Below are 20,045 nucleotides of genomic sequence, written 5' to 3'. Positions count from 1 at the left end.
AACAGCGTGGCGAAGAAAGCTTTTTTACAGTTCATGGGTAAAACCTGAGCTCGTTAACAGTGAGGCGGGGATAATAGCGCGCGCAAGGCAGCAGGCAAAGTGCCCGGCGTGCGTTTTTGTTATCAGGCGGGGTCGTGCAACCGCACGGCATAGCCCTGTTCCTGCCAGTGTGACAGCTGTTCCTGCTGGCGGCGGGTCAGTTTTTTACCGGTAAAGACAAACATATTCATGCCGGGAAAGAGTTCAGGACGCGGTAAATCCAGCGGTTCTGCCAGCACATCAATCCGCCAGCCATGCTGCGACAGACGCCAGCCTTCCAGCCAGATGCGGGTACGATCGTCGATACCCCAGCCAATAATCAGCGCATCTTTACCCGATTTTTTGCGGCTGCCGGTCAGGCAGAACGCGACATAATCGATCAGCAAACCATCCAGCAGACTGCACATGGTGCGGGCGGTGTTCTGGTCCAGACTCAGCTTCTGGCGCACCGGCATAAAAACATGGTCGATCAGCGCATCAATCGGATGTTCGCGACCAATCGCGGCAATTTTATTACGAAGTTTAGCGGGTCTGACGTGACGCAGGACGCTGATCAGCTCATCCTGGAGTGTGGTCCATCCATCATGGGCATCTACATCGCCACCTTCCAGCAGTGCCTTAACTTTACCGACCGGCACGCCGCTTTCAATCCAGCGCATGATCTCTTCGATGCGATGAACATCTTCTTCGTCAAACTGACGATGTCCGCCTTCGGTACGTTGCGGCTTCAGTAAGCCATAACGACGCTGCCAGGCGCGCAGGGTGACTGGGTTTATGCCACAGCGCTCGGCGACGTCACCGATACTGTATAAGGTCATAAATTCCTCTTTCGATTGGTCTGAGTGCAATTACCATAACGAAGCCGACTAAGTTGTACAATACATTTCTCGATGTACAACTTGACTGATACGCCGTTTCTCCGTTATATCTCATATAAGAGAATTATTCCCAAATATGAGAAATCACCATGTCAGAGCTGAATACGGAGCAACGACTGGCGGTGAGGCTGGCAGAATTACGCCTGCAACGCGGCTGGTCGCTGGATGAACTTGCTGTCGCAACGGGCATCAGTCGTGCGTCATTATCGCGCATTGAGCGAAGCGAGACCAGCCCTACTGCTGCGCTGCTTAACCGTCTGTGTGTTGCCTACGGATTAACGATGTCGCGCCTGCTCAGTGAAGTGGAGGTTGAGTCCAGTCTGCTGATCAGAGATGACCAGCAGCCCGTGTGGCAGGATGAATCCAGCGGATTTATTCGCCGGAATGTCTCACCCCCTGCGCTTCATTTCCGATGCGAACTCGTTGAGGGCAGATTACGGCCTGGTGCACGTATAGATTACGATGCGCCACCCATTCAGGGTCTGGAGCAGCATATCTGGCTACGCGAGGGCGGCCTCACCGTCACGATGGGGGCGCAGCAGTGGGCGCTGAAGCCCGGTGATTGCTTACGTTTTCATCTGGTCGGGAAATCGGCTTTTGAGGCGCACCTGACTGACGGCGCGCGCTATTTACTGGTGGTGGCGAAACCATGATCGATTACACAATACTTCGCGCCGACGAAGCGCAACCGCAACTGGGTGAACTCACTGCGGTGCTGCAGGCCTGTGTGGCAGACGGCGCCAGCGTCGGCTTTATTGATGCTGAAGACGAAGAGGTGATAACGCGATTCTGGCAGCAGCGGATCGCCGCTCTGGCAGACGGCGACAGCGAACTATTCGTTGCGCGGCAGCACGGTCGCATCGTGGGCACTGTCATTCTCAGTGGCAGCGCGATGCCTAATGGCCGACACCGGGCGGAGATCAGCAAACTGCTGGTGCATCCGCAGGCGCGCCGTCAGGGCATCGCGCGTGAGCTGATGCAGCGCGCTGAGCAGCAGGCCCGTGCGCAGGGCAAAACGCTGCTGGTGCTGGATACGCGCAGCGGCGATGTCGCCAGCGATCTCTATCGCTCGCTGGGCTGGCAGGTGGCGGGGTCGATCCCGTTTTATGCCGAATCCACCGCGGGCGTGCTGGATGCCACCACCTATATGTACAAAGTGCTGGCGTAGCCAGCCGCTAGCTCATGCGGCTGGCCTTTCTTCGTGCCGGACCGGCCTGGGTTGACGGGCTGCCCGCACGACCCTGAAACGGGCAACTGCTGAAATTTACGACGTCGCACGAAAAATTCGGCGCGAAAGCTGACGCCAACAGGATACTGTGTAAAAATACAGGCCATATTTTCGGTGTGGTAACGCAAATCATGGCCCTGACAGCCGCAGTAAAAAGCCAGATAGCGCAATGGTATAAAGCGCTTCAGGAGCAGGTGCCTGACTTCATCCCACGTGCGCCGCAGCGCCAGATGATCGCCGAAGTGGCGAAGTGCCTGGCGGGCGACGATTCGCGCCATCTGGCGGTTGAAGCGCCAACCGGCGTGGGCAAAACCCTCTCTTATCTGATCCCGGGCATCGCGGCCAGCCGCGCCCAGGAGAAGCGGCTGGTGATCAGCACCGCCAACGTGGCGCTGCAGGATCAAATCTTCACCAAAGATCTGCCGCTGCTGAAAAAAATCATTCCCGATCTCACCTTTACTGCCGCCTTTGGCCGCGGGCGCTATGTCTGTCCGCGTAATCTGGCGGCGATGGCGGCCGATGACGATGAGCAGGGCGATCTGCTGCTTTATCTGGACGATGACGCCGTCAGCAGCACTAAAGAGGAGCAGACGCAGTGTGGCCGGTTGCAGAAATCGCTGGATCGCTATCAGTGGGACGGCCTGCGCGATCACAGCGACGAGAACGTCAGCGACAGCCTGTGGCAGCGGCTTTCCACCGACAAAGCGAGCTGCCTTGGCGCACACTGTCGCTGGTATCGTGAATGCCCGTTCTTTGTGGCGCGGCGTGAAATCGAGCAGGTCGATGTAGTGGTGGCGAACCATGCGCTGGTCATGGCAGCAATGGAGAATGAGTCGGTGCTGCCACCGGCAAAAAACCTGATGCTGGTGCTGGATGAAGGGCATCACCTGCCGGAAGTGGCCCGCGATGCGCTGGAGATGAGCGCCGACATCACGCCGGGCTGGAGCAGCCTGCAGCTCGACCTCTTTATCAAGCTGGTAGAGAGCATTATGACGCAGATGCGGCCAAAATCGCCGCCGCCGCTGGCTAACCCGGAGCGGCTGAAAGCGCACTGCGATGAGCTGCGTGAACTGCTGACGATTACCGCTCAGGCGCTGAATCCGCTGCTGCCACCGCATAACCAGCCGGGCGAATTCCGCTTTGTGCTGGGGGCGTTGCCCCAGGAGTTGCTGGATCTCTGCGCCCGGCTCTTTAAGCTCAGCGATGCGCTGCGCGGCCTGAGTGAAGGTTTGATTAATGCGCTGAGCGAGCAGACCGGCAAGGTGGATGTGGTGCGACTGCATCGCAATCTGCTGCAGCTCAATCGCCAGTTTGGCTGGTTTGAATCGGTCAGCAAACTGTGGCGGCTGGCGGCGATGGAAAAAGCCTCTGGCGCGCCGGTGTCGAAGTGGATCACCCGCGAGCTGCGCGAAGGTCAGGCGCACCTGCTGTTTCACTGCGCCGGTATCCGCGTCAGCGACCAGCTGGAGAAGATGCTGTGGCGTAAAATTCCGCACGTGGTTGTGACCTCCGCCACGCTGCGATCGCTTAACAGTTTCAACCGCCTGCAGGAGATGTCGGGACTCAGCGAGAAGGCGGGCGACCGCTTTGTGGCGCTGGACTCCCCGTTTAACCACGTGGAGCAGGGCAAGCTGGTGATCCCGCAGATGCGCTATGAGCCGCTGATGACGCACGAAGCGGAGCATATCGCGGAGATGGCCGGTTTCTTCCGGCAGCAGATGGCGGAGAAAAAGCATAAAGGTGTGCTGGTGCTGTTTGCCAGCAACCGGGCGATGCAGCAGTTTGTCGCCTGTCTGCCCGACCTGCGCCTCTCAATGCTGGTTCAGGGCGATCAGCCTCGCAGCCGCCTGGTCGATCTGCATCGTCAGCGCGTCGCCAAAGGGGAAACCAGCATCCTGATTGGCCTGCAGTCGTTTGCCGAAGGGCTGGATCTTAAAGGCGATCTGCTGAGTCAGGTGCATATTCACAAAATCGCTTTTCCCCCGGTAGACAGTCCGGTAATTTTGACCGAAGGCGAGTGGCTGAAAAGCCTGAAACGCTATCCGTTTGAGGTGCAGAGCTTACCCAGCGCCTCTTTTACCCTGATTCAACAGGTCGGACGCCTGATTCGCAGCCATCAATGTTATGGCGAAATCGTCATTTACGACCGCCGTCTGCTGAGCAAATCCTACGGCAGCCGGCTGTTAGCGGCGCTGCCGATCTTCCCGATTGAGCAGCCGGAAACGCCAGAGCCGGCAGCGATACCGGCCACCGTGGTGCCAAAAAATACGGTGCGTAAACGACGTCCCACGCGGCGCTGAGCCGCGCACTTAACCGGAAGCGAGTGATGGAACTGAATAAAATCATTAAAGAGATTGGTCGCGGTAAAAATCATGCCCGCGATATCGACTTTGATACTGCCGTGGCGCTCTATGGCGCGATGCTGGCGGGCGAGGTGCCGGACCTGGAGCTGGGCGGCATTCTGATTGCGCTGCGTATCAAAGGCGAAGGCGAAGCGGAAATGCGCGGCTTTTATCAGGCGATGCAGGCGCAGATGATGCAACTGCAGGCGCCGGAAAACCACCCGATGCCGGTTGTGATCCCCAGCTACAACGGTGCACGCCGACAGGGCAATCTTACGCCGTTGCTGGCGCTGCTGCTGGTGAAACTCGGCTTTCCGGTGCTGGTGCATGGCGTCAGCGACGACGCGACGCGCATCACCAGTGAAGCGGTGTTTGCCGCGCTGGGTATTACCCCCGTCACCACCGCAGAGGCGGCGCAGGCAAAACTCGATCAGGGCGAACTCGCCTTTATCACCATCGATCATCTCTGCCCGCCAATGGCGAAACAGCTGTCGCTGCGCTGGCGAATGGGCGTGCGTAACAGCGCGCATACGCTGGCAAAACTGGCGACCCCGTTTGCCGAACGTGCGGCGCTGCGTCTGTCGAGCGTGTCGCATCCGGAGTATGTGCCGCGTGTGGCGAAGTTCTTCAGTGACATCGATGCGCCTGCGATACTGCTCAATGGCACCGAAGGGGAGGTCTATGCCAATCCACAGCGCTGCCCGGCGATCAGCATGATTCAGGGCGCAGGCGCGGAAGCGGAAGTGTGGGTTGAGCGTCAGCCCGAAGTGGCCGTTGAACTGCCGGCCGATAAGACGGCAGAGGTAACCGCGCGCTGGATTGAGCAGGTGCTGAATCAGCAGCGGCCGGTGCCCGCATCACTGCGACTTCAACTCGCCTGCTGCCTGCGCGCCAGCGGCCAGTGCGACTCGCTGGCGGCGGCAGAGCAGCAGATCCTCGCCGCCGGTTACTGACTCAGGCTGCTGGCAGCGCCTGTTCAACCAGGTTCTGCCAGAAAGTAATGCCAATTGGCAGCAGCGCGTCGTTGAAGTCATAGCGGGCGTTGTGCAGCGGGGCGGAAGGCGTATCGCCATCCGCGCCCAGCCAGAAGTAAGCACCCGGACAGGCCTCCATCATGCAGGCAAAATCTTCAGACGCCATCGACGGATTAACCTGCCACTGAACCTGTTCGGCCCCCAGCGTCGCCAGCGCCACCTCGCGCACCTGCTCAGCCGGGGCCGCATGGTTGGCGGTCACCGGATAGCCCGGTAACCACTCAATCTCACCGCTGACGCCAAACGGACGTGGCAGGGTAGCGACAAACTCATCAATCAGCCCGCGTACTTTTTCGCGCACGCTGGTCTGCAGGCAGCGCACCGTGCCGCGCAGCACAATCTGTTCCGGGATCACGTTGATCGCTTCGCCACCGTGGATCTGCGTCACGCTGACCACCGCCGAGGCCAGCGGCGAGAGGCGACGTGACGGAATCGTCTGCAGCGCCAGAATCAGCTCGGCCGCCACCACCATTGGGTCGGCACCGCTTTCCGGCATCGCAGCGTGGCAGCTTTTGCCGTGCAGGGTAATCTCAAACGAATCCAGCGACGCCATCATGGCGCCAGGGTTAACCGCCAGTGACCCCAGCGGCAGTCCCGGCCAGTTGTGCATCGCATAGATCGCATCCATCGGGAAGCGCTGGAACAGTCCCTCTTCCACCATTTTGCGCGCACCGCCCAGGTTCTCTTCGGCAGGCTGAAAAATGAAATGTACCGTGCCGCTGAACTGGCGTGTGGCGGCCAGCTGTCGGGCGGCGGCCAGCAGAATGGCGCTGTGACCGTCGTGCCCGCAGGCGTGCATCACGCCAGGGGTGGCGGAGCGCCATTCAGTGTCGCCTTTTTCCGTAATCGGCAGCGCATCCATATCCGCACGCAGCCCGATAACCGGGCCGGGACCGTTTTCCAGCGTGCCGATCACGCCGGTGCCCGCCAGACCGCGAAACACCTGCAATCCCGCCCGCTCTAACTCATCAGCGATAAACTGGCTGGTTTGCTGTTCCTGGTAACCTAATTCGGGGTGGCGATGAAACTCACGGCGCCAGCGCAGGGCATCTTCAAGCAGGGCAGGGGAAAGGGTCATGCAGAGTCGCGCTCCATACAGAATGAGAAGATTTCACTTTAGAGGTCGGGTGGCGCTGCGTCTATCGCCGGCAGGACGAAATCTGGCTATAGGCTAAATCAAAATGGAATAAGTAATAAGGAAGTGATGTCCGGGCAGGGCTTCAGAAGGGAAAAATGCGAAGAAAACGGGGCAAGTCGCTGCCCGCCCCGTTCAGCGTATTACTTCTGCATCGGCAGGTTCAGTTCATGCTCTGCCGCGCAACTTTGTGCCAGCTCATAACCCGCGTCGGCATGACGCATCACGCCGGTGGCCGGGTCATTCCACAACACCCGACCCAGACGCGCATCCGCCTCTTTGCTGCCATCACAGACAATCACCATACCGGCGTGCTGCGAGAAGCCCATGCCGACACCGCCGCCATGATGCAGGCTGACCCAGGTCGCACCGCCTGCGGTGTTCAGCAGCGCGTTGAGCAGTGGCCAGTCTGAGATCGCATCCGAGCCATCCTTCATCGCTTCGGTTTCACGGTTAGGTGAGGCAACCGAGCCGCAGTCGAGATGGTCGCGGCCAATCACCACCGGCGCTTTCAGCTCGCCGTTGCGCACCATTTCATTGAACGCCAGACCGGCAAGATGCCGTTCGCCCAGTCCCAGCCAGCAGATACGCGCTGGCAGTCCCTGGAAGGCGATGCGCTCCTGCGCCATATCCAGCCAGCGATGCAGCGTTTTGTGGTGCGGGAACAGTTCCTTGAGTTTCGCGTCGGTCTTGTAGATATCTTCCGGATCGCCGGACAGCGCCACCCAGCGGAACGGGCCTTTTCCTTCGCAGAACAGCGGACGGATGTAGGCCGGTACAAAGCCAGGGAAGTCGAAGGCGTTGCTGACACCCTCATCCAGCGCGACCTGACGGATATTGTTGCCGTAATCCACGGTCGGGATGCCCATATGACAGAAGTCGAGCATCGCCTGCACGTGGACCGCCATTGAGGCACGCGCCGCTTTCTCTACTGCCTTCGGCTGTGAGACGCGTTCCTGCTGCCAGCGCGCCAGATCCCAGCCAGCCGGCAGATAGCCATTAATCGGATCGTGTGCCGAGGTCTGATCGGTGACGATGTCCGGTTTTGGCCCGCCCGCCCGGGCGCGTTTCACCAGCTCCGGCAGGATCTCGGCGGCATTGCCCAGCAGCCCGACCGAAATCGCTTTTTTCGCCGCGGTCGCTTCGCTGATTAACGCCAGCGCTTCATCCAGCGTAGTGGCTTTGTAATCTACATAGCGGGTACGCAGGCGGAAATCGATGCGCGACTCCTGACACTCAATCGCCAGCACACAGGCCCCGGCCAGAACGCCCGCCAGCGGTTGCGCGCCGCCCATGCCGCCCAGCCCGGCGGTGAGGATCCAGCGTCCGCTGAGGTCGTTGTTGTAGTGCTGACGTCCCGCTTCCACGAAGGTTTCGTAGGTGCCCTGCACGATGCCCTGCGCGCCGATATAGATCCAGGAACCGGCGGTCATCTGGCCGTACATCATCAGACCCGCTTTATCCAGCTCATGGAAGTGATCCCAGGTTGCCCAGTGCGGCACCAGATTGGAGTTTGCCAGCAGCACGCGGGGTGCATCCGCGTGGGTGCGGAAGATGCCGACCGGCTTGCCGCTCTGGATCAGCAGGGTTTCATCCGGCTGCAGTGCCCGCAGTGAACGCAGGATCTGCTCGAAGCACTCCCAGTTACGCGCCGCCTTACCGATGCCGCCATAAACCACCAGATCTTCCGGCCGCTCGGCAACATCGGGATCGAGGTTGTTCTGAATCATGCGGTAAGCGGCTTCAATCAGCCAGTTGGCGCAGTGCAGCGTGGTACCGTGAGGCGCGCGAATTTCACGTGCCACAGCCTGAGAAAGAGTTTCGCTCATGAAAGATTCCTTAATTCAAGAAGTTGGGCGCATGCTCGGCAGCAGCGCGGTCAATGCCTGAGGCCAGTCAGTGCGACTTGCCCACTGACGCATTGCCTCGATATCGGGAGCCAGCAGGCGATCCTCCTCAAGGAAGGCGACCTGCTCGCGAATGGTGTCGATGGCCTGCTCAATCAGCGCAGAGCTTTTCAGCGGCCGGTTGAATTCAATGCCCTGTGCGGCGGCCATCGCCTCAATGCCCACGACTGCGGCGCTGTTAAAGCACATGCTGCCGAGACGGCGGGCGGCGTAGGTCGCCATCGAGACGTGATCTTCCTGATTAGCGGAGGTCGGCAGGCTGTCGACGCTGCCCGGATGGGCCAGCGATTTGTTCTCAGAGGCCAGGGCTGCGGCGGTCACCTGGGCGATCATAAAGCCGGAGTTTACGCCGCCGTCGCGCACCAGGAAGGGCGGCAGGCCCGACAAGCCGCTGTCCAGCAGCAGCGCCAGCCGTCGCTCGGAGATGGCCCCGACTTCGGCAATCGCCAGCGCCAGGATGTCCGCAGCAAAGGCCACCGGTTCGGCGTGGAAGTTGCCGCCGGAGATCACATCGCCGCTGTCACTGAACACCAGCGGGTTGTCAGAGGCCGCGTTCGCTTCGATTTCCAGAATCCGCGCGGCGTGGCTGAAGTTGTCCAGGCAGGCACCCATCACCTGTGGCACGCAGCGGATGGAGTAGGGATCCTGAACGCGGCCGCAATGCTTATGCGACAGCACTATTTCACTGCCCTCAATCAGGGTGCTGACGGCAGCGGCGACGGCAATCTGACCATGCTGGCCGCGCGCCTGATGGATACGGGCGTCGAACGGTTTTAGCGAGCCTTTAATCGCCTCCAGCGACAGCGCACCGGCCATCAGACCAGCGGCAAACAGGTTTTCACCCTCAAACAGGCCGCGCAGCGCCAGTGCAGTTGAGACCTGGGTGCCGTTAAGCAGCGCCAGTCCCTCTTTCGGGCTGAGTACAAACGGCGACAGACCTACACTTGCCAGGCCTTCGGTTGCCGGGATCAACTCACCCCTGAGCCGGACCTGACCTTCGCCCAGCAGCATCAGGGACATGTGCGCCAGCGGTGCCAGATCGCCTGAGGCACCGACCGAGCCTTTTTCCGGGATGCAGGGCATGACACCCGCATTAAACAGCGCCAGCAGCGCCTCAACCAGTTCGATTCGCACGCCAGAGTGACCGCGTGCCAGGCTGATGATTTTGGTGGCGACCACCAGGCGGGTAACATTGTCGGGTAGCAGATCGCCCAGCCCGACGCTGTGTGACAGCACCAGATTACGCTGCAGATCCGCCAGCCGGCTGGCCGGGATTTGCGTCTGCGCCAGCTTGCCGAAGCCGGTATTAATGCCATATACCACGTTGCCAGAGGCGACAATCGCATCCACGGTCTGCTGCGCCGCCGCAATCGCCTGACGCGCGGGCTCATCAAGCGTCAGCGTGACGTTGCCCTGATAGATAGCGCGTAATGTGGCGAGGTCCACCTCGCCTGGCACCAGGCGCAAAACCTGAAACGAACCTGACATAGTCTACTCCTGTCTATACAAGTGTGCTGGTGTGGCTAAACTGCTCTCCTTGCCCTGATCCAGCGGAATAATACGAGTGAAACATAAGCGTTAATTCTTGTCTATGCTTGTCTATACAATCAAAGGGAGCAAGCAAGTGCCGTGCCAGGCCGATCACAAAAATCGATTGCCCGTCCGCTGCGGGTTGACTATTTAGCGCTACTCAGAGGCTGCACCATCAGGATGCGCAGACTGCACCATTGGGGCACCGCGCAGCGTACTGGATGTATATACATTCACACGGTGAGACAGTAAACTTAGGGGACTTTCAGCATAAGGAACAGCAAATGGTTGAGCATACGGCACTGGCACAACTGGCGGCGGCAATGAGCGATGAGCCTGCCCCGATTTATCAGCGGGTGAAGCAGGCCATCGTCAGCCAGATCCGTGAAGGGTTGTGGAAAGCGAATCAGCGTGTGCCATCAGAAAGTGAACTGGTTAATGAACTGGGCGTCAGCCGCATGACCATTAACCGGGCGCTGCGTGAACTCACCAGCGAAGGCTTTCTGGTGCGGATGCAGGGCGTCGGAACCTTCGTGGCGGAGATGAAAGGCTACACCGCCATGCTGGAGGTGCATAATATCGCCGATGAGATCGCTCAGCGCGGCCATCAGCACAGCTGCAAAATCCTCGCCATCGGCCAGGACAAAGCCGATCCTGAGCAGGCGGCGGTGCTGGGACTGACCACCGGGCAGACGCTCTATCATTCGCTGATTGTGCATTACGAAAATGATCTGCCGGTGCAGCTGGAGGACCGTCTGGTCAATCCGCTGGTCGCACCCGATTACCTGACGCAGGATTATCAGCAGATGACGCCTTACACCTATCTGATGCGCGTCGCGCCGCTGACGGCGGGCGAGCACATTGTTGAAGCGGTGTTGCCCGATGCGCGTCAGCGTAAACATCTGTCGGTGGATGAGCACGAACCCTGCCTGCTGATTCGCCGTCAGACCTGGAGCGACACTAAAATCGTGACCTATGCGCGGCTGCTCTATCCCGGCTCACGTTACAAACTACTGGGCCGCTTCAGGGGACACGGTTAAGACGGGTAAACAGCAGCCGGGCATCGGTATCGCACGGGCTGAATGCTGTTTCTTCATCGACCCACCACGCGCCCTGCTGCGCAGTCAGCCGTTCCCCGTCAGCCATCTGCCAGGCGCCAGCCAGCACCCAGGCAATGCCATGCAGAGAGCTGACCGGCGTGGTCACCACCTCCACCGCTGCCTGCCATTCCCCGCGCCGCGTCATAATATTAAAATCTTCGCTGACGCTGCCCTGCAGCTTTGCCGTTAAGGCGAGTTCGCCGGCAAACGCCCAGGGCTGCTGAGGCGTCAGTAAGTGCTGCACGCCCGGCGCGGTCAGCAACACCGGATCGCCATGCAGCAGGGTAATCACCCGATCAATGTCAGGAAAGGCTGAGAAGGGACCATCCTGCGCCAGCGTCGCAATGCTGGCGCGCCAGCCGAAGCGCTCCTCGCCGGGTGGAAAGCTGATGATTTCGCGGGTTTCGCCGCCGCCGTTGCGCCAGCGGCTGACCGCCAGCTCCGCGTATGTGAACCGGGCGATCATCGCAGCGTCTCCATCGCCTGAGCAAAGCGGGCGGCACACGCCGTCTGGTGCGGATGCACCCCATCTTCTACCACGGCTTTACCCGCCACATAAACGTCCCGAATCTGATCGCGCTGCCCGGCAAAGAGCCAGCGGTTGAGGACGGCGTGCGACCCGACGCTGCCGAGCCACGCCTCATCCCGCAGCACCAGCCAGTCGGCACGTTGTCCCACCGCCAGCGTGCCCTGCTGAATGCCACACGCCTGCGCACCGCCCGCAGCTGCCTGTTGCCACAGCAGATCGCCTACCGACGGCTGGCCGGGCAGGGTAATCCGGTTGCGGCGCTGGTCGCGCAGTCGCTGAGCATACTCCAGCCAGCGCAGCTCCTCCTGGGTGCTCAGCGAGACGTGACTGTCAGAGCCGATGCCCCAGCGTCCGCCCTGCGCGATGTACTCCACTGCCGGAAAGATGCCGTCACCGAGGTTGGCTTCGGTGGTCGGGCAGAGACCCGCCACTGCGCCGCTGCGGGCGAGACGCGCCTGCTCACTCTCATCCAGATGGGTGGCGTGGATCAGGCACCAGCGCGCATCCACCTCAAAGCGGTTCAGCAGCCAGGCCACCGGACGCTCGCCGCTCCACGCCAGCGAGTCATTCACCTCTTTCTGCTGTTCAGCCACATGGATATGTACCGGCAGTGTCAGATCACTGGCCGCCAGCACGTCCTGCATCTGGCTTTCACTCACCGCCCGCAGTGAATGGAAACAGAGGCCACGGTTCAGCAGTGGCCTTTGCTGCTGCCACGTATCAAGCCGCGCCTGCTGTTGCAGATAGCGGTCGGTCTGCTGGATAAAACGCTTCTGACCCGCCGACGCTGGCTGGCTGCCGAAGCCGCTGTAGCTGTAGAGCACCGGCAGCAGCGTCTGGCCGATACCGGCGATCTCCGCCGCTTCAATCAGCTGTTGCAGCATCGCATCATCACTGTAGGGCGCACCCTGTGTGTCGTGGTGCAGGTAGTGAAACTCTGCCACCTGGGTGTAGCCGCCTTTCAGCATCTCGATGTAGAGCAGGGCGGCAATATCGCCCACCTGTTGCGGCGTCAGGCGCTGCACCATGCGGTACATCAGATCCCGCCACGTCCAGAAACTGTCCTGAGGATCGCCCGCCACTTCAGCCAGACCCGCCATGGCACGCTGGAAGGCGTGCGAGTGCAGGTTGGCGATTGCCGGGATCACCTCGCCGTTGAGCCGGATAGCCTGATCAGCGTGGCTATCCGGGGTAATGGAGTCGATAAAACCGGCCTGATTGACCGTGATACGCACCTGCTGCTGCCAGCCCTCCGCCAGCAGGGCACGCGAGGCAAAAAAAGTCGCCATGGTTGATCCTCATCGGATGTGGTTGTATATACATATACATACTTTGAGGCACAGTGTAAACGGCGGAGGCATGAGGCAGCGATGGCAGAAGAGATGCGCGTAGAGACGGTGTGGACCGGGGCTGACCTGGTCACCATGCGTGACGGAAAGTACCATCTTATCCCGCAGGGGGCGCTGGTGGTGCGGGCGGGCAGGCTGGTGTGGGTCGGGCCGCAGGCGGAGATGCCCGCGTTCATCGCCGATCAGCATCATCATCTGCCGGGCGGCATCGTGACCCCGGGGCTGGTGGATTGTCATACTCACCTGGTGTTTGGCGGCGACCGCAGTCAGGAGTTTGAACAGCGCCTGAATGGCGTCAGCTATGCAGAGATTGCCGCGCAGGGCGGTGGCATCCTCTCAACCGTGCGCGCTACCCGCGCCGCCACTGAAGAGGAACTGGTGGCATCGGCTCGCTGGCGGCTTAACCGCCTGCTGGCTGAGGGCGTCACCACCGTGGAGATCAAGTCCGGCTATGGCCTGGATGAAGAGAGCGAACTGCGGATGCTGCGGGCGATTCGCCAGCTGGGAGAGAGCGTAGCTGCTGACGTGCGCGCCACCTGTCTGGCGGCACATGCTTTTCCGCCGGAGTTTAAGCACGATCCGGATGGCTGGGTCGATATCATCTGCGAACGGCTGCTGCCGCAGGTGCAGGCACTGGGACTGGCGGATGCGGTGGATGCGTTCTGCGAGCATCTCGCCTTTTCACCGCAGCAGGTGGCGCGGGTGTTTGATCGGGCGGTGGCGCTTGGCATGCCGGTGAAACTGCATGCGGAGCAGCTCTCGGCGTCAGGTGGCGCAGCACTGGCGGCGCGCTATGGGGCGCTCTCTGCGGACCACCTTGAATATGCCACCGAGGAGGATGCCAGAGCGATGGCACAGCATGGCACCGTGGCGGTACTGCTGCCTGGTGCATTTTATCTGCTGCGGGAGACGCAGCGTCCGCCGGTGGATCTCTTCCGGCGCTATGGCGTGCCGATGGCGCTGGCCAGCGATGCCAATCCCGGCACCTCGCCTGCGCTGTCGCTGCGTCTGATGCTTAATATGGGCTGTATCCTGTTTGGCATGACGCCGGAAGAGGCGCTGGCGGGCGTCACGCTGTGGGGGGCAAAAGCGCTGGGGCTGGCTGACAGTCACGGCTCGCTGGAGGCGGGAAAAGTGGCGAACTTCGTTCACTGGCCGCTGGCCCGTCCGGCAGAACTGGTTTACTGGCTGGGTGGTGAACTGCCCTGTACCGTTATCTATCGTGGAGAACCGCAATGAACCCTTTCCATTTTACCCAGGGCAGTCTGCCGCTGCTGGTCAGCATTCCCCACGCCGGTACCGAGCTGACGCCCGACGTGGAAGCCGGACTGAGTGAGGCCGCGCGCGGCTTACCCGACACCGACTGGCATATTCCCCTGCTGTATGATTTTGTGCGTGATCTCGGGGCCAGCGTGTTAATTGGCCGCTACTCCCGCTTTGTGGTCGATCTCAATCGCCCGCCCGATAACCAGCCGCTCTACACCAGCGCCACCACCGGCCTGTTCCCGGAAACACTGTTCGACGGCACACCGACCTTTGCGCCAGGCAAAACACCCGACGACACGGCGCGTCAGGGCTACATCGATCAGATCTGGCAGCCCTATCATCAGCAGATTCAACAGGAGCTGGCGCGGCTCAAAGCGCAGCATGGCTATGCGCTGCTGTTTGATGCCCACTCTATCGCCAGTGAAATTCCCCGCCTGTTTGACGGCCGTCTGCCCGATATCAACATCGGCACCAACGACGGCGCAAGCTGCACGCCTGCAATGAGTGCGGCGCTGGAGGCCGTGTGCGCGGCGCAGAACGACTACAGCTGGGTGATTAACGGGCGCTTTAAAGGTGGTTACATCACCCGTGCCTACGGTCAGCCGCAGCAGCAAATTGAGGCGGTCCAGCTGGAGCTGGCGCAGCTCAACTACATGGATGAAACCCCACCTTACGCCTGGCAGCAGGCGCGTGCCGCCCGGTTGCAGAACGTGCTTAAGGCACTGATCCACGCCATGCTGGCGCAGGCTAAATCGCAATAAAACTCACCAGAGCGATGCGCCACTCCGGTGCATCGCTGCCCTGATTGGGTGCAGCGTCAGGCAGGTCGCCTGCCCGCTCCCAGACTCCCGCCGCCTTTTTCCGCCTCTGCATAGCTGGCATAACCTTTGCTTGGTTGTATGTACAAGTGCAGCAGCACCGCCATCTGCGTAATAAATTCTGTCTGGCTCACAAAACGATAAAGCCGGCAATGAACTGCGCTGCGTTAACTTGTATATACATGACATATCATCCTGTGAAATTTATGTTAAATCTCGTCAGGGTGATCACCAGGCCGCTACTTTCAGGAGAACCGTATGACGCACCCTCTGACTCTTCGTCGTTTATGTCTCACTACGCTGGTTTCCAGCCTGCTGCTCTGTGGCGTCAGCGCCCAGGCCAAAGAGTGGAAGTCGATCACCATTGCCACCGAAGGCAGTTATGAACCCTGGAACCTCACCCTGCCAGGCGGCAAGCTGGGCGGTTTTGAACCGGAGCTGATGGCCGATCTCTGCCAGCGTATGGCAATACAGTGCAAGCTGGTGGTGCAGAACTGGGATGGAATGATCGCCGGTCTGAATGCCGGAAAATATGATGTGATCATGGATGCAATTGTGATCACCCCCGAGCGCAAGAAAGTGATCAATTTCACCGTGCCCTACGCCTCAACGCCCGCCACCTTCATCACGGTGAAAGGGTCGTTGCTGCCTGCCGACAGTAAGATCATCAAACTCACCGACGATGAGAAAACCGTGGAGCCTGCCATCGCACCCCTGAAAGCGGCGCTGAAGGGCAAAACCATCGGTATCGCCTCCGGCACCGTCTACACGCCGTTTATCGACAAGTACTTCAAAGAGGTGGCGGATGTCCGTGAATACACCAGCTCAGCCGATGCGATCCTCGATTTGCAGGCGGGGCGAATTGACGCAGTGTTTGACGATGTGACCTTTGCGCAGTCGATGCTGGCGCGACCGGATAACCGTAACCTCAGCTTTAGCGGTCCGCAGCTGGGCGGCTCAATCTGGGGTGAGGGCGAGGCGATGGGCGTGCGCATGGCAGACAACGATCTGAAAGCCCGGCTGGATCAGGCGATCAAAGCCGCGCTGGCCGATGGCACAGTGAAAAAGCTGAGCGAGAAGTGGTTCAAAACTGACGTCACACCCTGAGTGAGGTAACTGATGATAAGCCTGCTGAGTTTTGGCCCGGAGGGCTGGGGACGGTTGATTCTGAGTGCCACGCTGACGACGTTGCTGCTCTCATTTGCCGCGCTGCTGGTCGGTGCGGTAGTGGGATCGGGCGTCGCCGCTGCGAAGTTATCCACGCACCGCGCGGTGCGCTGGGCAGGGGAAGGCTACTCGGTGATCTTTCGTGGCATTCCTGAGCTGCTGGTGATCTACCTGTTCTACTTCGGCGGATCGGGATTGATCACGCAGATCGGACAACTGTTTGGCGCGGACGGGTTTATCGAAGCGCCGCCGTTCCTGATCGGGGCGCTGGCCATCGGGCTTATCTCCGGCTCTTACCAGGCGGAAGTCTATCGTGCCGCACGGCTGGCCCTGGCGAAAGGGGAGATCGAAGCCGCTGTCGCTATTGGTATGCCGCGCTGGCGTATCCGGCAACGCATCCTGCTGCCGCAGGTGGCGCGCTATGCGCTGCCTGGCCTGTCAAACGTCTGGCAGATGAGCCTGAAAGACTCGGCGCTGGTGTCAGTGACCGGCATTGTCGAGCTGATGCGGGCCAGCCAGATTGCGGCCGGCTCCACCCGTGATTACTTCTCCTTTTATCTGGTGGGCGGTGCCTGTTATCTGCTGCTGACGCTGCTGTCGAACCGCGCCTTTCTGCGGGCTGAATCCCGTCTTGGTCGCGCCTGGCAAAGCCGCACCGCTGCACAGCATTAAGGAGATTTATGATCGATTTCGCGTTCCTCACTGACACCTTCCTGAAACTCAGCGCCGCGTTGCCGGTTACGCTGGGCCTGTTTATCAGCGCCTTTCTGTGCGGTGGCGTGCTGGCGGTGGGTATTCTGGCGCTTCGCATGAGCCGCTGGCGTCTGCTGAGTGCTTTTGCCCGTGGCTACATTCTGGTGTTTCGCGGCTCGCCGCTGATGATCCAGCTGTTTCTGATCTACTACGGTCTGGGGCAGTTTGGTGTGATCCGGCACAGTCTCTTCTGGCCGTTTCTGCGTGAGCCCTTTACCTGTGCGGTGCTGGCACTGTCGCTCTGCACCGCCGCCTACACCGCGGAGATCCTGCGCGGTGCGCTGCTGGCTGTGCCGCCCGGTCAGGTGGAGGCGGGGATGGCGTGCGGCATGTCGCGCGGGCTGCTGCTGCGGCGCATTATCGCGCCGGTGATGCTGCGTTATGCGCTGCCCGCTTACTCCACCGAGGCGATTCTGCTGGTGAAGTCGACCGCGCTGGCCAGTCTGGTCACGGTCTGGGATGTCACCGGGGTGGCGCAGCAGATTATCCAGCGTACTTACCGCACCATGGAGGTGTTTCTCTGTGCGGCGGCAATCTACCTGATCCTCAACTTCATCATTGTGCAACTCTATGCCCTGCTGGAGCGGCGTCTGACGCCGGTTCATAAACCGGAAAAAAAGCCGTTACCGGCCGCTAAGCCGATTCCTGGAGGAAAATAAACATGTCTGAACTGCCACCCGTCACGCTGTCGGCCAGCGATATCCATAAATCCTTTGGCGCCATGGAGGTGCTGAAAGGCATCTCGCTGCAGGCGCACCAGGGCGATGTTATCTCAATACTCGGTGCCAGCGGCTCGGGCAAAAGTACGCTGCTGCGCTGCATTAATCTGCTTGAGACGCCTGACGCGGGCGTGGTCAGCGTGGGCGGTGAAACCATTGAGATGAAGCGCCATGCCCGGGGACACCAGCTGGCGGCTAACCCGCGTCAGATTGAGCGGCTGCGCTCCCGGCTCGGTATGGTGTTTCAGAGCTTTAACCTCTGGTCGCACCTGACGGTGCTGCAAAATGTCATTGAAGGGCCGCACTACGTCCTCAAGCGCGATAAAAAAGCCTGTATTGCCCAGGCGGAACAGCTGCTGGATCGGGTCGGTCTGCTGAATCGCAAAGATTTCTATCCCGCCCAGCTTTCAGGCGGTCAGCAGCAGCGGGTGGCGATCGCCCGTGCGCTGGCAATGGACCCGGAGGTGATGCTGTTTGATGAGCCAACTTCGGCACTCGATCCGGAACTGGTAGGCGAGGTGCTGAAGGTCATGCGCAGCCTGGCGGAAGAGGGCCGCACCATGCTGGTGGTGACCCATGAGATGGGTTTTGCCCGCAACGTCTCTAACCGGGTGGTGTTTATGCATCAGGGCACTATTGATTGTCAGGGCACGCCAGAGGCGATGTTCGGCGAGGCGGGATCGGCGCGCTTTAAGCAGTTTATCTCCAGTCATCATCAGGTGGAGCCGGTGGTATGAGCGACGTGATACGTCAGACGCTGGTCTGGGGCGATGGCCCGCTGAAATGGCAGGCGCTGGTGCAGGTCGCCCGGCACGGTGCCACCCTGACGCTGAGCGACAGTGCCTGGCAGCGCATTGCGCAGAGCCGTGAAATCGTCGGGAATATCGTGGCGGCGGGGCAGGTGGCTTACGGCATCAATACCGGGCTGGGGGCGTTGTGCAACATCACCCTGTCTGAAGATGAGCTGAGCCAGCTGTCGCGCAATACCCTGCTGAGTCATGCCTGTGGCGTCGGGCCGGTGCTGGCAAAACCCGAGGTCCGCGCCATTCTGTGCGCTGCGATTGCGAACTACAGTCACGGAAAATCAGGTGTTTCAGTGGCGCTGGTGCAACATCTCCTGGCGTTGCTAAACCTGCAGATTACGCCACAGGTACCGTCGCAGGGGTCGGTGGGATATCTGACCCACATGGCGCATATCGGCCTGGCGCTGATTGGCATCGGCGAGGTGGAGTGGCAGGGCGAAATCATGCCCGCGCAGCAGGCGCTGGCCCAGGCGGGATTAGCCCCTTACCGGCCTGGTGCCAAAGAGGGGCTGAGCCTGGTCAACGGCACGCCCTGCATGACCGGCTTAGCCTGTCTGGCGCTGGACGATGCCGAACGGCTGCTGGACTGGGCAGACGTTACCGGTGCGATGAGCTTTGAGGCGCTGCGCGGTCAGCTGGTGGCGTTTGACCCTGAGGTGCTGGCGCTGAAGGCCAGCCCGGGGATTCAGCGCAGCGGCGAACGCCTGCGCCAGTTGCTGAGTGACAGCCCGCTGCTGAAAGCCAGCGTTGGCATCCGGACTCAGGATGCACTCAGTCTGCGCTCAATGCCGCAGGTGCACGGCGCCTGCCGCGATCAGTTTAGTCATGCTGTCCGTCAGGTGGAGACCGAACTCAACGCCTGTACCGACAATCCGCTGGTGCTGGGGACGCCGCAGGCCTGGCGCGTGGTGTCACAGTCCAATCCGCATGGCGAGTCGGTGGCAATGGCCTGCGACCTGCTGGCGATTGCGATGGCGGAGCTGGGCAGCATCGCCGAGCGACGGCTTGATCGGCTGGTGAATCCGCTGGTCAGCGGCCTGCCGCCATTTCTGGTCGCCGAGCCGGGCGTCAATTCAGGCATGATGATTGCGCAGTACGTGGCGGCATCACTCTGCGCGGAGAATCGTCAGCTGGCGCAGCCTGCGGTGCTTGATAACTATGTCACTTCAGGATTACAGGAGGATCATCTGAGCCTCGGCACCGGCTCGGCGCTGAAGCTGCTGAAACTGGTCAGCAATGTTGATCACATTATCGCGATTGAGTATCTGCTGGCGGCGCAGGCGCTGGAGTTTCACGGTGAGTCACAGCTGGCAGCAGGCACGCGGCGCGCCTGGCAGCATTTGCGGCAGGTTGTTGAGCGCTGGCAGCAGGATCGCTGGCTGGCACCCGACATCGCCCGCGCGGTAGCTCAGATTAAAGCGCACCGGGCCGATGCGCTTGTGGGGTGA

At 60.6% G+C, this 20,045-nt stretch carries 19 protein-coding genes; 12 read left to right on the top strand and 7 right to left on the bottom strand.

All coding sequences use genetic code 11. The annotated features are described in order from the left end of the window. Positions 1–122: 122 nt before the first annotated feature. On the bottom strand, positions 123–857 hold the full coding sequence (locus tag NR195_RS11335; protein ID WP_010254274.1) for a MerR family transcriptional regulator: 735 nt from the start codon (positions 855–857) through the stop codon (positions 123–125). 149 nt (positions 858–1,006) lie between these two features. On the opposite strand from NR195_RS11335, the gene NR195_RS11330 reads away from it, so the two are divergent. From NR195_RS11330 to ybiB, 4 genes are all read left to right on the top strand, one after another. Next, on the top strand, positions 1,007–1,570 hold the full coding sequence (locus tag NR195_RS11330) for an XRE family transcriptional regulator (protein WP_158149461.1): 564 nt from the start codon (positions 1,007–1,009) through the stop codon (positions 1,568–1,570). Then, complete coding sequence (locus NR195_RS11325) at positions 1,567–2,085, top strand: GNAT family N-acetyltransferase (RefSeq protein ID WP_158149460.1); 519 nt, start codon at positions 1,567–1,569, stop codon at positions 2,083–2,085. Before NR195_RS11330 ends, NR195_RS11325 begins: the two co-directional genes overlap by 4 nt. 191 nt (positions 2,086–2,276) lie before the next feature. After that, complete coding sequence (gene dinG / locus NR195_RS11320) at positions 2,277–4,445, top strand: ATP-dependent DNA helicase DinG (RefSeq protein ID WP_033767358.1); 2,169 nt, start codon at positions 2,277–2,279, stop codon at positions 4,443–4,445. Between the two features lie 26 nt (positions 4,446–4,471). After that, positions 4,472–5,440 carry a DNA-binding protein YbiB gene (gene ybiB, locus NR195_RS11315; RefSeq protein WP_256844529.1) on the top strand — a complete coding sequence of 323 codons (969 nt, stop codon included), beginning with the start codon at positions 4,472–4,474 and terminating at the stop codon, positions 5,438–5,440. Position 5,441: 1 nt separating this feature from the next. Here the strand turns inward: ybiB and NR195_RS11310 are convergent, their stop codons facing one another. The 3 genes from NR195_RS11310 to hutH (NR195_RS11300) all read right to left on the bottom strand — a co-directional run bounded on the left by NR195_RS11310 (position 5,442) and on the right by hutH (NR195_RS11300) (position 10,051). Next, complete coding sequence (locus NR195_RS11310; protein ID WP_010254287.1) at positions 5,442–6,599, bottom strand: M20 aminoacylase family protein; 1,158 nt, start codon at positions 6,597–6,599, stop codon at positions 5,442–5,444. Between the two features lie 200 nt (positions 6,600–6,799). Then, positions 6,800–8,485 carry a urocanate hydratase gene (hutU, locus tag NR195_RS11305; protein WP_033757077.1) on the bottom strand — a complete coding sequence of 562 codons (1,686 nt, stop codon included), beginning with the start codon at positions 8,483–8,485 and terminating at the stop codon, positions 6,800–6,802. A 15-nt stretch (positions 8,486–8,500) separates the two neighbouring features. Continuing rightward, positions 8,501–10,051 (bottom strand): histidine ammonia-lyase, encoded by a 1,551-nt coding sequence (gene hutH, locus NR195_RS11300; protein ID WP_256844528.1) that lies wholly within the window; start codon positions 10,049–10,051, stop codon positions 8,501–8,503. 326 nt (positions 10,052–10,377) lie between these two features. Here hutH (NR195_RS11300) and hutC point away from each other — a divergent pair, with 326 nt between their 5' ends. After that, positions 10,378–11,133, top strand: coding sequence for a histidine utilization repressor (gene hutC, locus NR195_RS11295; protein ID WP_010254300.1), 756 nt, complete (start codon positions 10,378–10,380; stop codon positions 11,131–11,133). Here hutC and NR195_RS11290 read toward each other — a convergent pair. Both NR195_RS11290 and NR195_RS11285 read right to left on the bottom strand, forming a co-directional pair. Further along, positions 11,117–11,659: a HutD family protein gene (locus NR195_RS11290; protein ID WP_187499885.1), complete on the bottom strand. Its 543-nt coding sequence runs from the start codon at positions 11,657–11,659 to the stop codon at positions 11,117–11,119. The two genes, hutC and NR195_RS11290, sit on opposite strands and share 17 nt — an antisense overlap. Next, on the bottom strand, positions 11,656–13,011 hold the full coding sequence (locus NR195_RS11285) for a formimidoylglutamate deiminase (RefSeq protein ID WP_256844527.1): 1,356 nt from the start codon (positions 13,009–13,011) through the stop codon (positions 11,656–11,658). The genes NR195_RS11290 and NR195_RS11285 overlap by 4 nt, the downstream gene beginning before the upstream one ends. A gap of 81 nt (positions 13,012–13,092) precedes the next feature. Here NR195_RS11285 and hutI point away from each other — a divergent pair, with 81 nt between their 5' ends. Both hutI and hutG read left to right on the top strand, forming a co-directional pair. Next, on the top strand, positions 13,093–14,310 hold the full coding sequence (gene hutI, locus NR195_RS11280) for an imidazolonepropionase (protein ID WP_256844526.1): 1,218 nt from the start codon (positions 13,093–13,095) through the stop codon (positions 14,308–14,310). Then, positions 14,307–15,098, top strand: coding sequence for an N-formylglutamate deformylase (gene hutG / locus NR195_RS11275; RefSeq protein WP_010254308.1), 792 nt, complete (start codon positions 14,307–14,309; stop codon positions 15,096–15,098). Before hutI ends, hutG begins: the two co-directional genes overlap by 4 nt. Here the strand turns inward: hutG and NR195_RS11270 are convergent. Continuing rightward, the gene (locus NR195_RS11270) at positions 15,085–15,210 is read right to left on the bottom strand and encodes a hypothetical protein (RefSeq protein WP_256844525.1); all 126 of its coding nucleotides are present in this window, start codon (positions 15,208–15,210) and stop codon (positions 15,085–15,087) included. The two genes, hutG and NR195_RS11270, sit on opposite strands and share 14 nt — an antisense overlap. A 203-nt stretch (positions 15,211–15,413) precedes the next feature. On the opposite strand from NR195_RS11270, the gene NR195_RS11265 reads away from it, so the two are divergent. From NR195_RS11265 to hutH (NR195_RS11245), 5 genes are read left to right on the top strand one after another with little or no spacing between them, the layout of a single operon-like run. Beyond that, positions 15,414–16,262, top strand: a complete 849-nt coding sequence (locus tag NR195_RS11265; protein WP_256844524.1) for a transporter substrate-binding domain-containing protein — start codon at positions 15,414–15,416, stop codon at positions 16,260–16,262. A gap of 12 nt (positions 16,263–16,274) precedes the next feature. Beyond that, the gene (locus tag NR195_RS11260; protein ID WP_132498854.1) at positions 16,275–16,994 is read left to right on the top strand and encodes an ABC transporter permease; all 720 of its coding nucleotides are present in this window, start codon (positions 16,275–16,277) and stop codon (positions 16,992–16,994) included. An 8-nt stretch (positions 16,995–17,002) separates the two neighbouring features. Further along, positions 17,003–17,734 carry an ABC transporter permease gene (locus tag NR195_RS11255; protein ID WP_010254311.1) on the top strand — a complete coding sequence of 244 codons (732 nt, stop codon included), beginning with the start codon at positions 17,003–17,005 and terminating at the stop codon, positions 17,732–17,734. Between the two features lie 2 nt (positions 17,735–17,736). Further along, on the top strand, positions 17,737–18,531 hold the full coding sequence (locus NR195_RS11250; protein ID WP_022625980.1) for an ABC transporter ATP-binding protein: 795 nt from the start codon (positions 17,737–17,739) through the stop codon (positions 18,529–18,531). Further along, complete coding sequence (gene hutH / locus NR195_RS11245; protein ID WP_256844523.1) at positions 18,528–20,045, top strand: histidine ammonia-lyase; 1,518 nt, start codon at positions 18,528–18,530, stop codon at positions 20,043–20,045. Before NR195_RS11250 ends, hutH (NR195_RS11245) begins: the two co-directional genes overlap by 4 nt.

The sequence above is a fragment of the Pantoea sp. Ft-CA_14 genome, from assembly GCF_024520875.1.
Classification (GTDB): domain Bacteria; phylum Pseudomonadota; class Gammaproteobacteria; order Enterobacterales; family Enterobacteriaceae; genus Pantoea; species Pantoea agglomerans.
This window is presented reverse-complemented; position numbering and strand designations above follow the sequence as displayed.

Coding starts and splice junctions, on each gene's coding strand:
- hutC (WP_010254300.1), top strand. CDS start 10,378: ATGGTTGAGCATACGGCACTGGCACAACTGGCGGCGGCAATGAGCGAT.
- hutG (WP_010254308.1), top strand. CDS start 14,307: ATGAACCCTTTCCATTTTACCCAGGGCAGTCTGCCGCTGCTGGTCAGC.
- NR195_RS11265 (WP_256844524.1), top strand. CDS start 15,414: ATGACGCACCCTCTGACTCTTCGTCGTTTATGTCTCACTACGCTGGTT.
- NR195_RS11325 (WP_158149460.1), top strand. CDS start 1,567: ATGATCGATTACACAATACTTCGCGCCGACGAAGCGCAACCGCAACTG.
- NR195_RS11255 (WP_010254311.1), top strand. CDS start 17,003: ATGATCGATTTCGCGTTCCTCACTGACACCTTCCTGAAACTCAGCGCC.
- NR195_RS11290 (WP_187499885.1), bottom strand. CDS start 11,659: ATGATCGCCCGGTTCACATACGCGGAGCTGGCGGTCAGCCGCTGGCGC.
- hutU (WP_033757077.1), bottom strand. CDS start 8,485: ATGAGCGAAACTCTTTCTCAGGCTGTGGCACGTGAAATTCGCGCGCCT.
- NR195_RS11285 (WP_256844527.1), bottom strand. CDS start 13,011: ATGGCGACTTTTTTTGCCTCGCGTGCCCTGCTGGCGGAGGGCTGGCAG.
- hutI (WP_256844526.1), top strand. CDS start 13,093: ATGGCAGAAGAGATGCGCGTAGAGACGGTGTGGACCGGGGCTGACCTG.
- NR195_RS11335 (WP_010254274.1), bottom strand. CDS start 857: ATGACCTTATACAGTATCGGTGACGTCGCCGAGCGCTGTGGCATAAAC.
- NR195_RS11330 (WP_158149461.1), top strand. CDS start 1,007: ATGTCAGAGCTGAATACGGAGCAACGACTGGCGGTGAGGCTGGCAGAA.
- NR195_RS11270 (WP_256844525.1), bottom strand. CDS start 15,210: ATGCAGAGGCGGAAAAAGGCGGCGGGAGTCTGGGAGCGGGCAGGCGAC.
- NR195_RS11250 (WP_022625980.1), top strand. CDS start 17,737: ATGTCTGAACTGCCACCCGTCACGCTGTCGGCCAGCGATATCCATAAA.
- ybiB (WP_256844529.1), top strand. CDS start 4,472: ATGGAACTGAATAAAATCATTAAAGAGATTGGTCGCGGTAAAAATCAT.
- hutH (WP_256844528.1), bottom strand. CDS start 10,051: ATGTCAGGTTCGTTTCAGGTTTTGCGCCTGGTGCCAGGCGAGGTGGAC.
- NR195_RS11310 (WP_010254287.1), bottom strand. CDS start 6,599: ATGACCCTTTCCCCTGCCCTGCTTGAAGATGCCCTGCGCTGGCGCCGT.
- NR195_RS11260 (WP_132498854.1), top strand. CDS start 16,275: ATGATAAGCCTGCTGAGTTTTGGCCCGGAGGGCTGGGGACGGTTGATT.
- dinG (WP_033767358.1), top strand. CDS start 2,277: ATGGCCCTGACAGCCGCAGTAAAAAGCCAGATAGCGCAATGGTATAAA.
- hutH (WP_256844523.1), top strand. CDS start 18,528: ATGAGCGACGTGATACGTCAGACGCTGGTCTGGGGCGATGGCCCGCTG.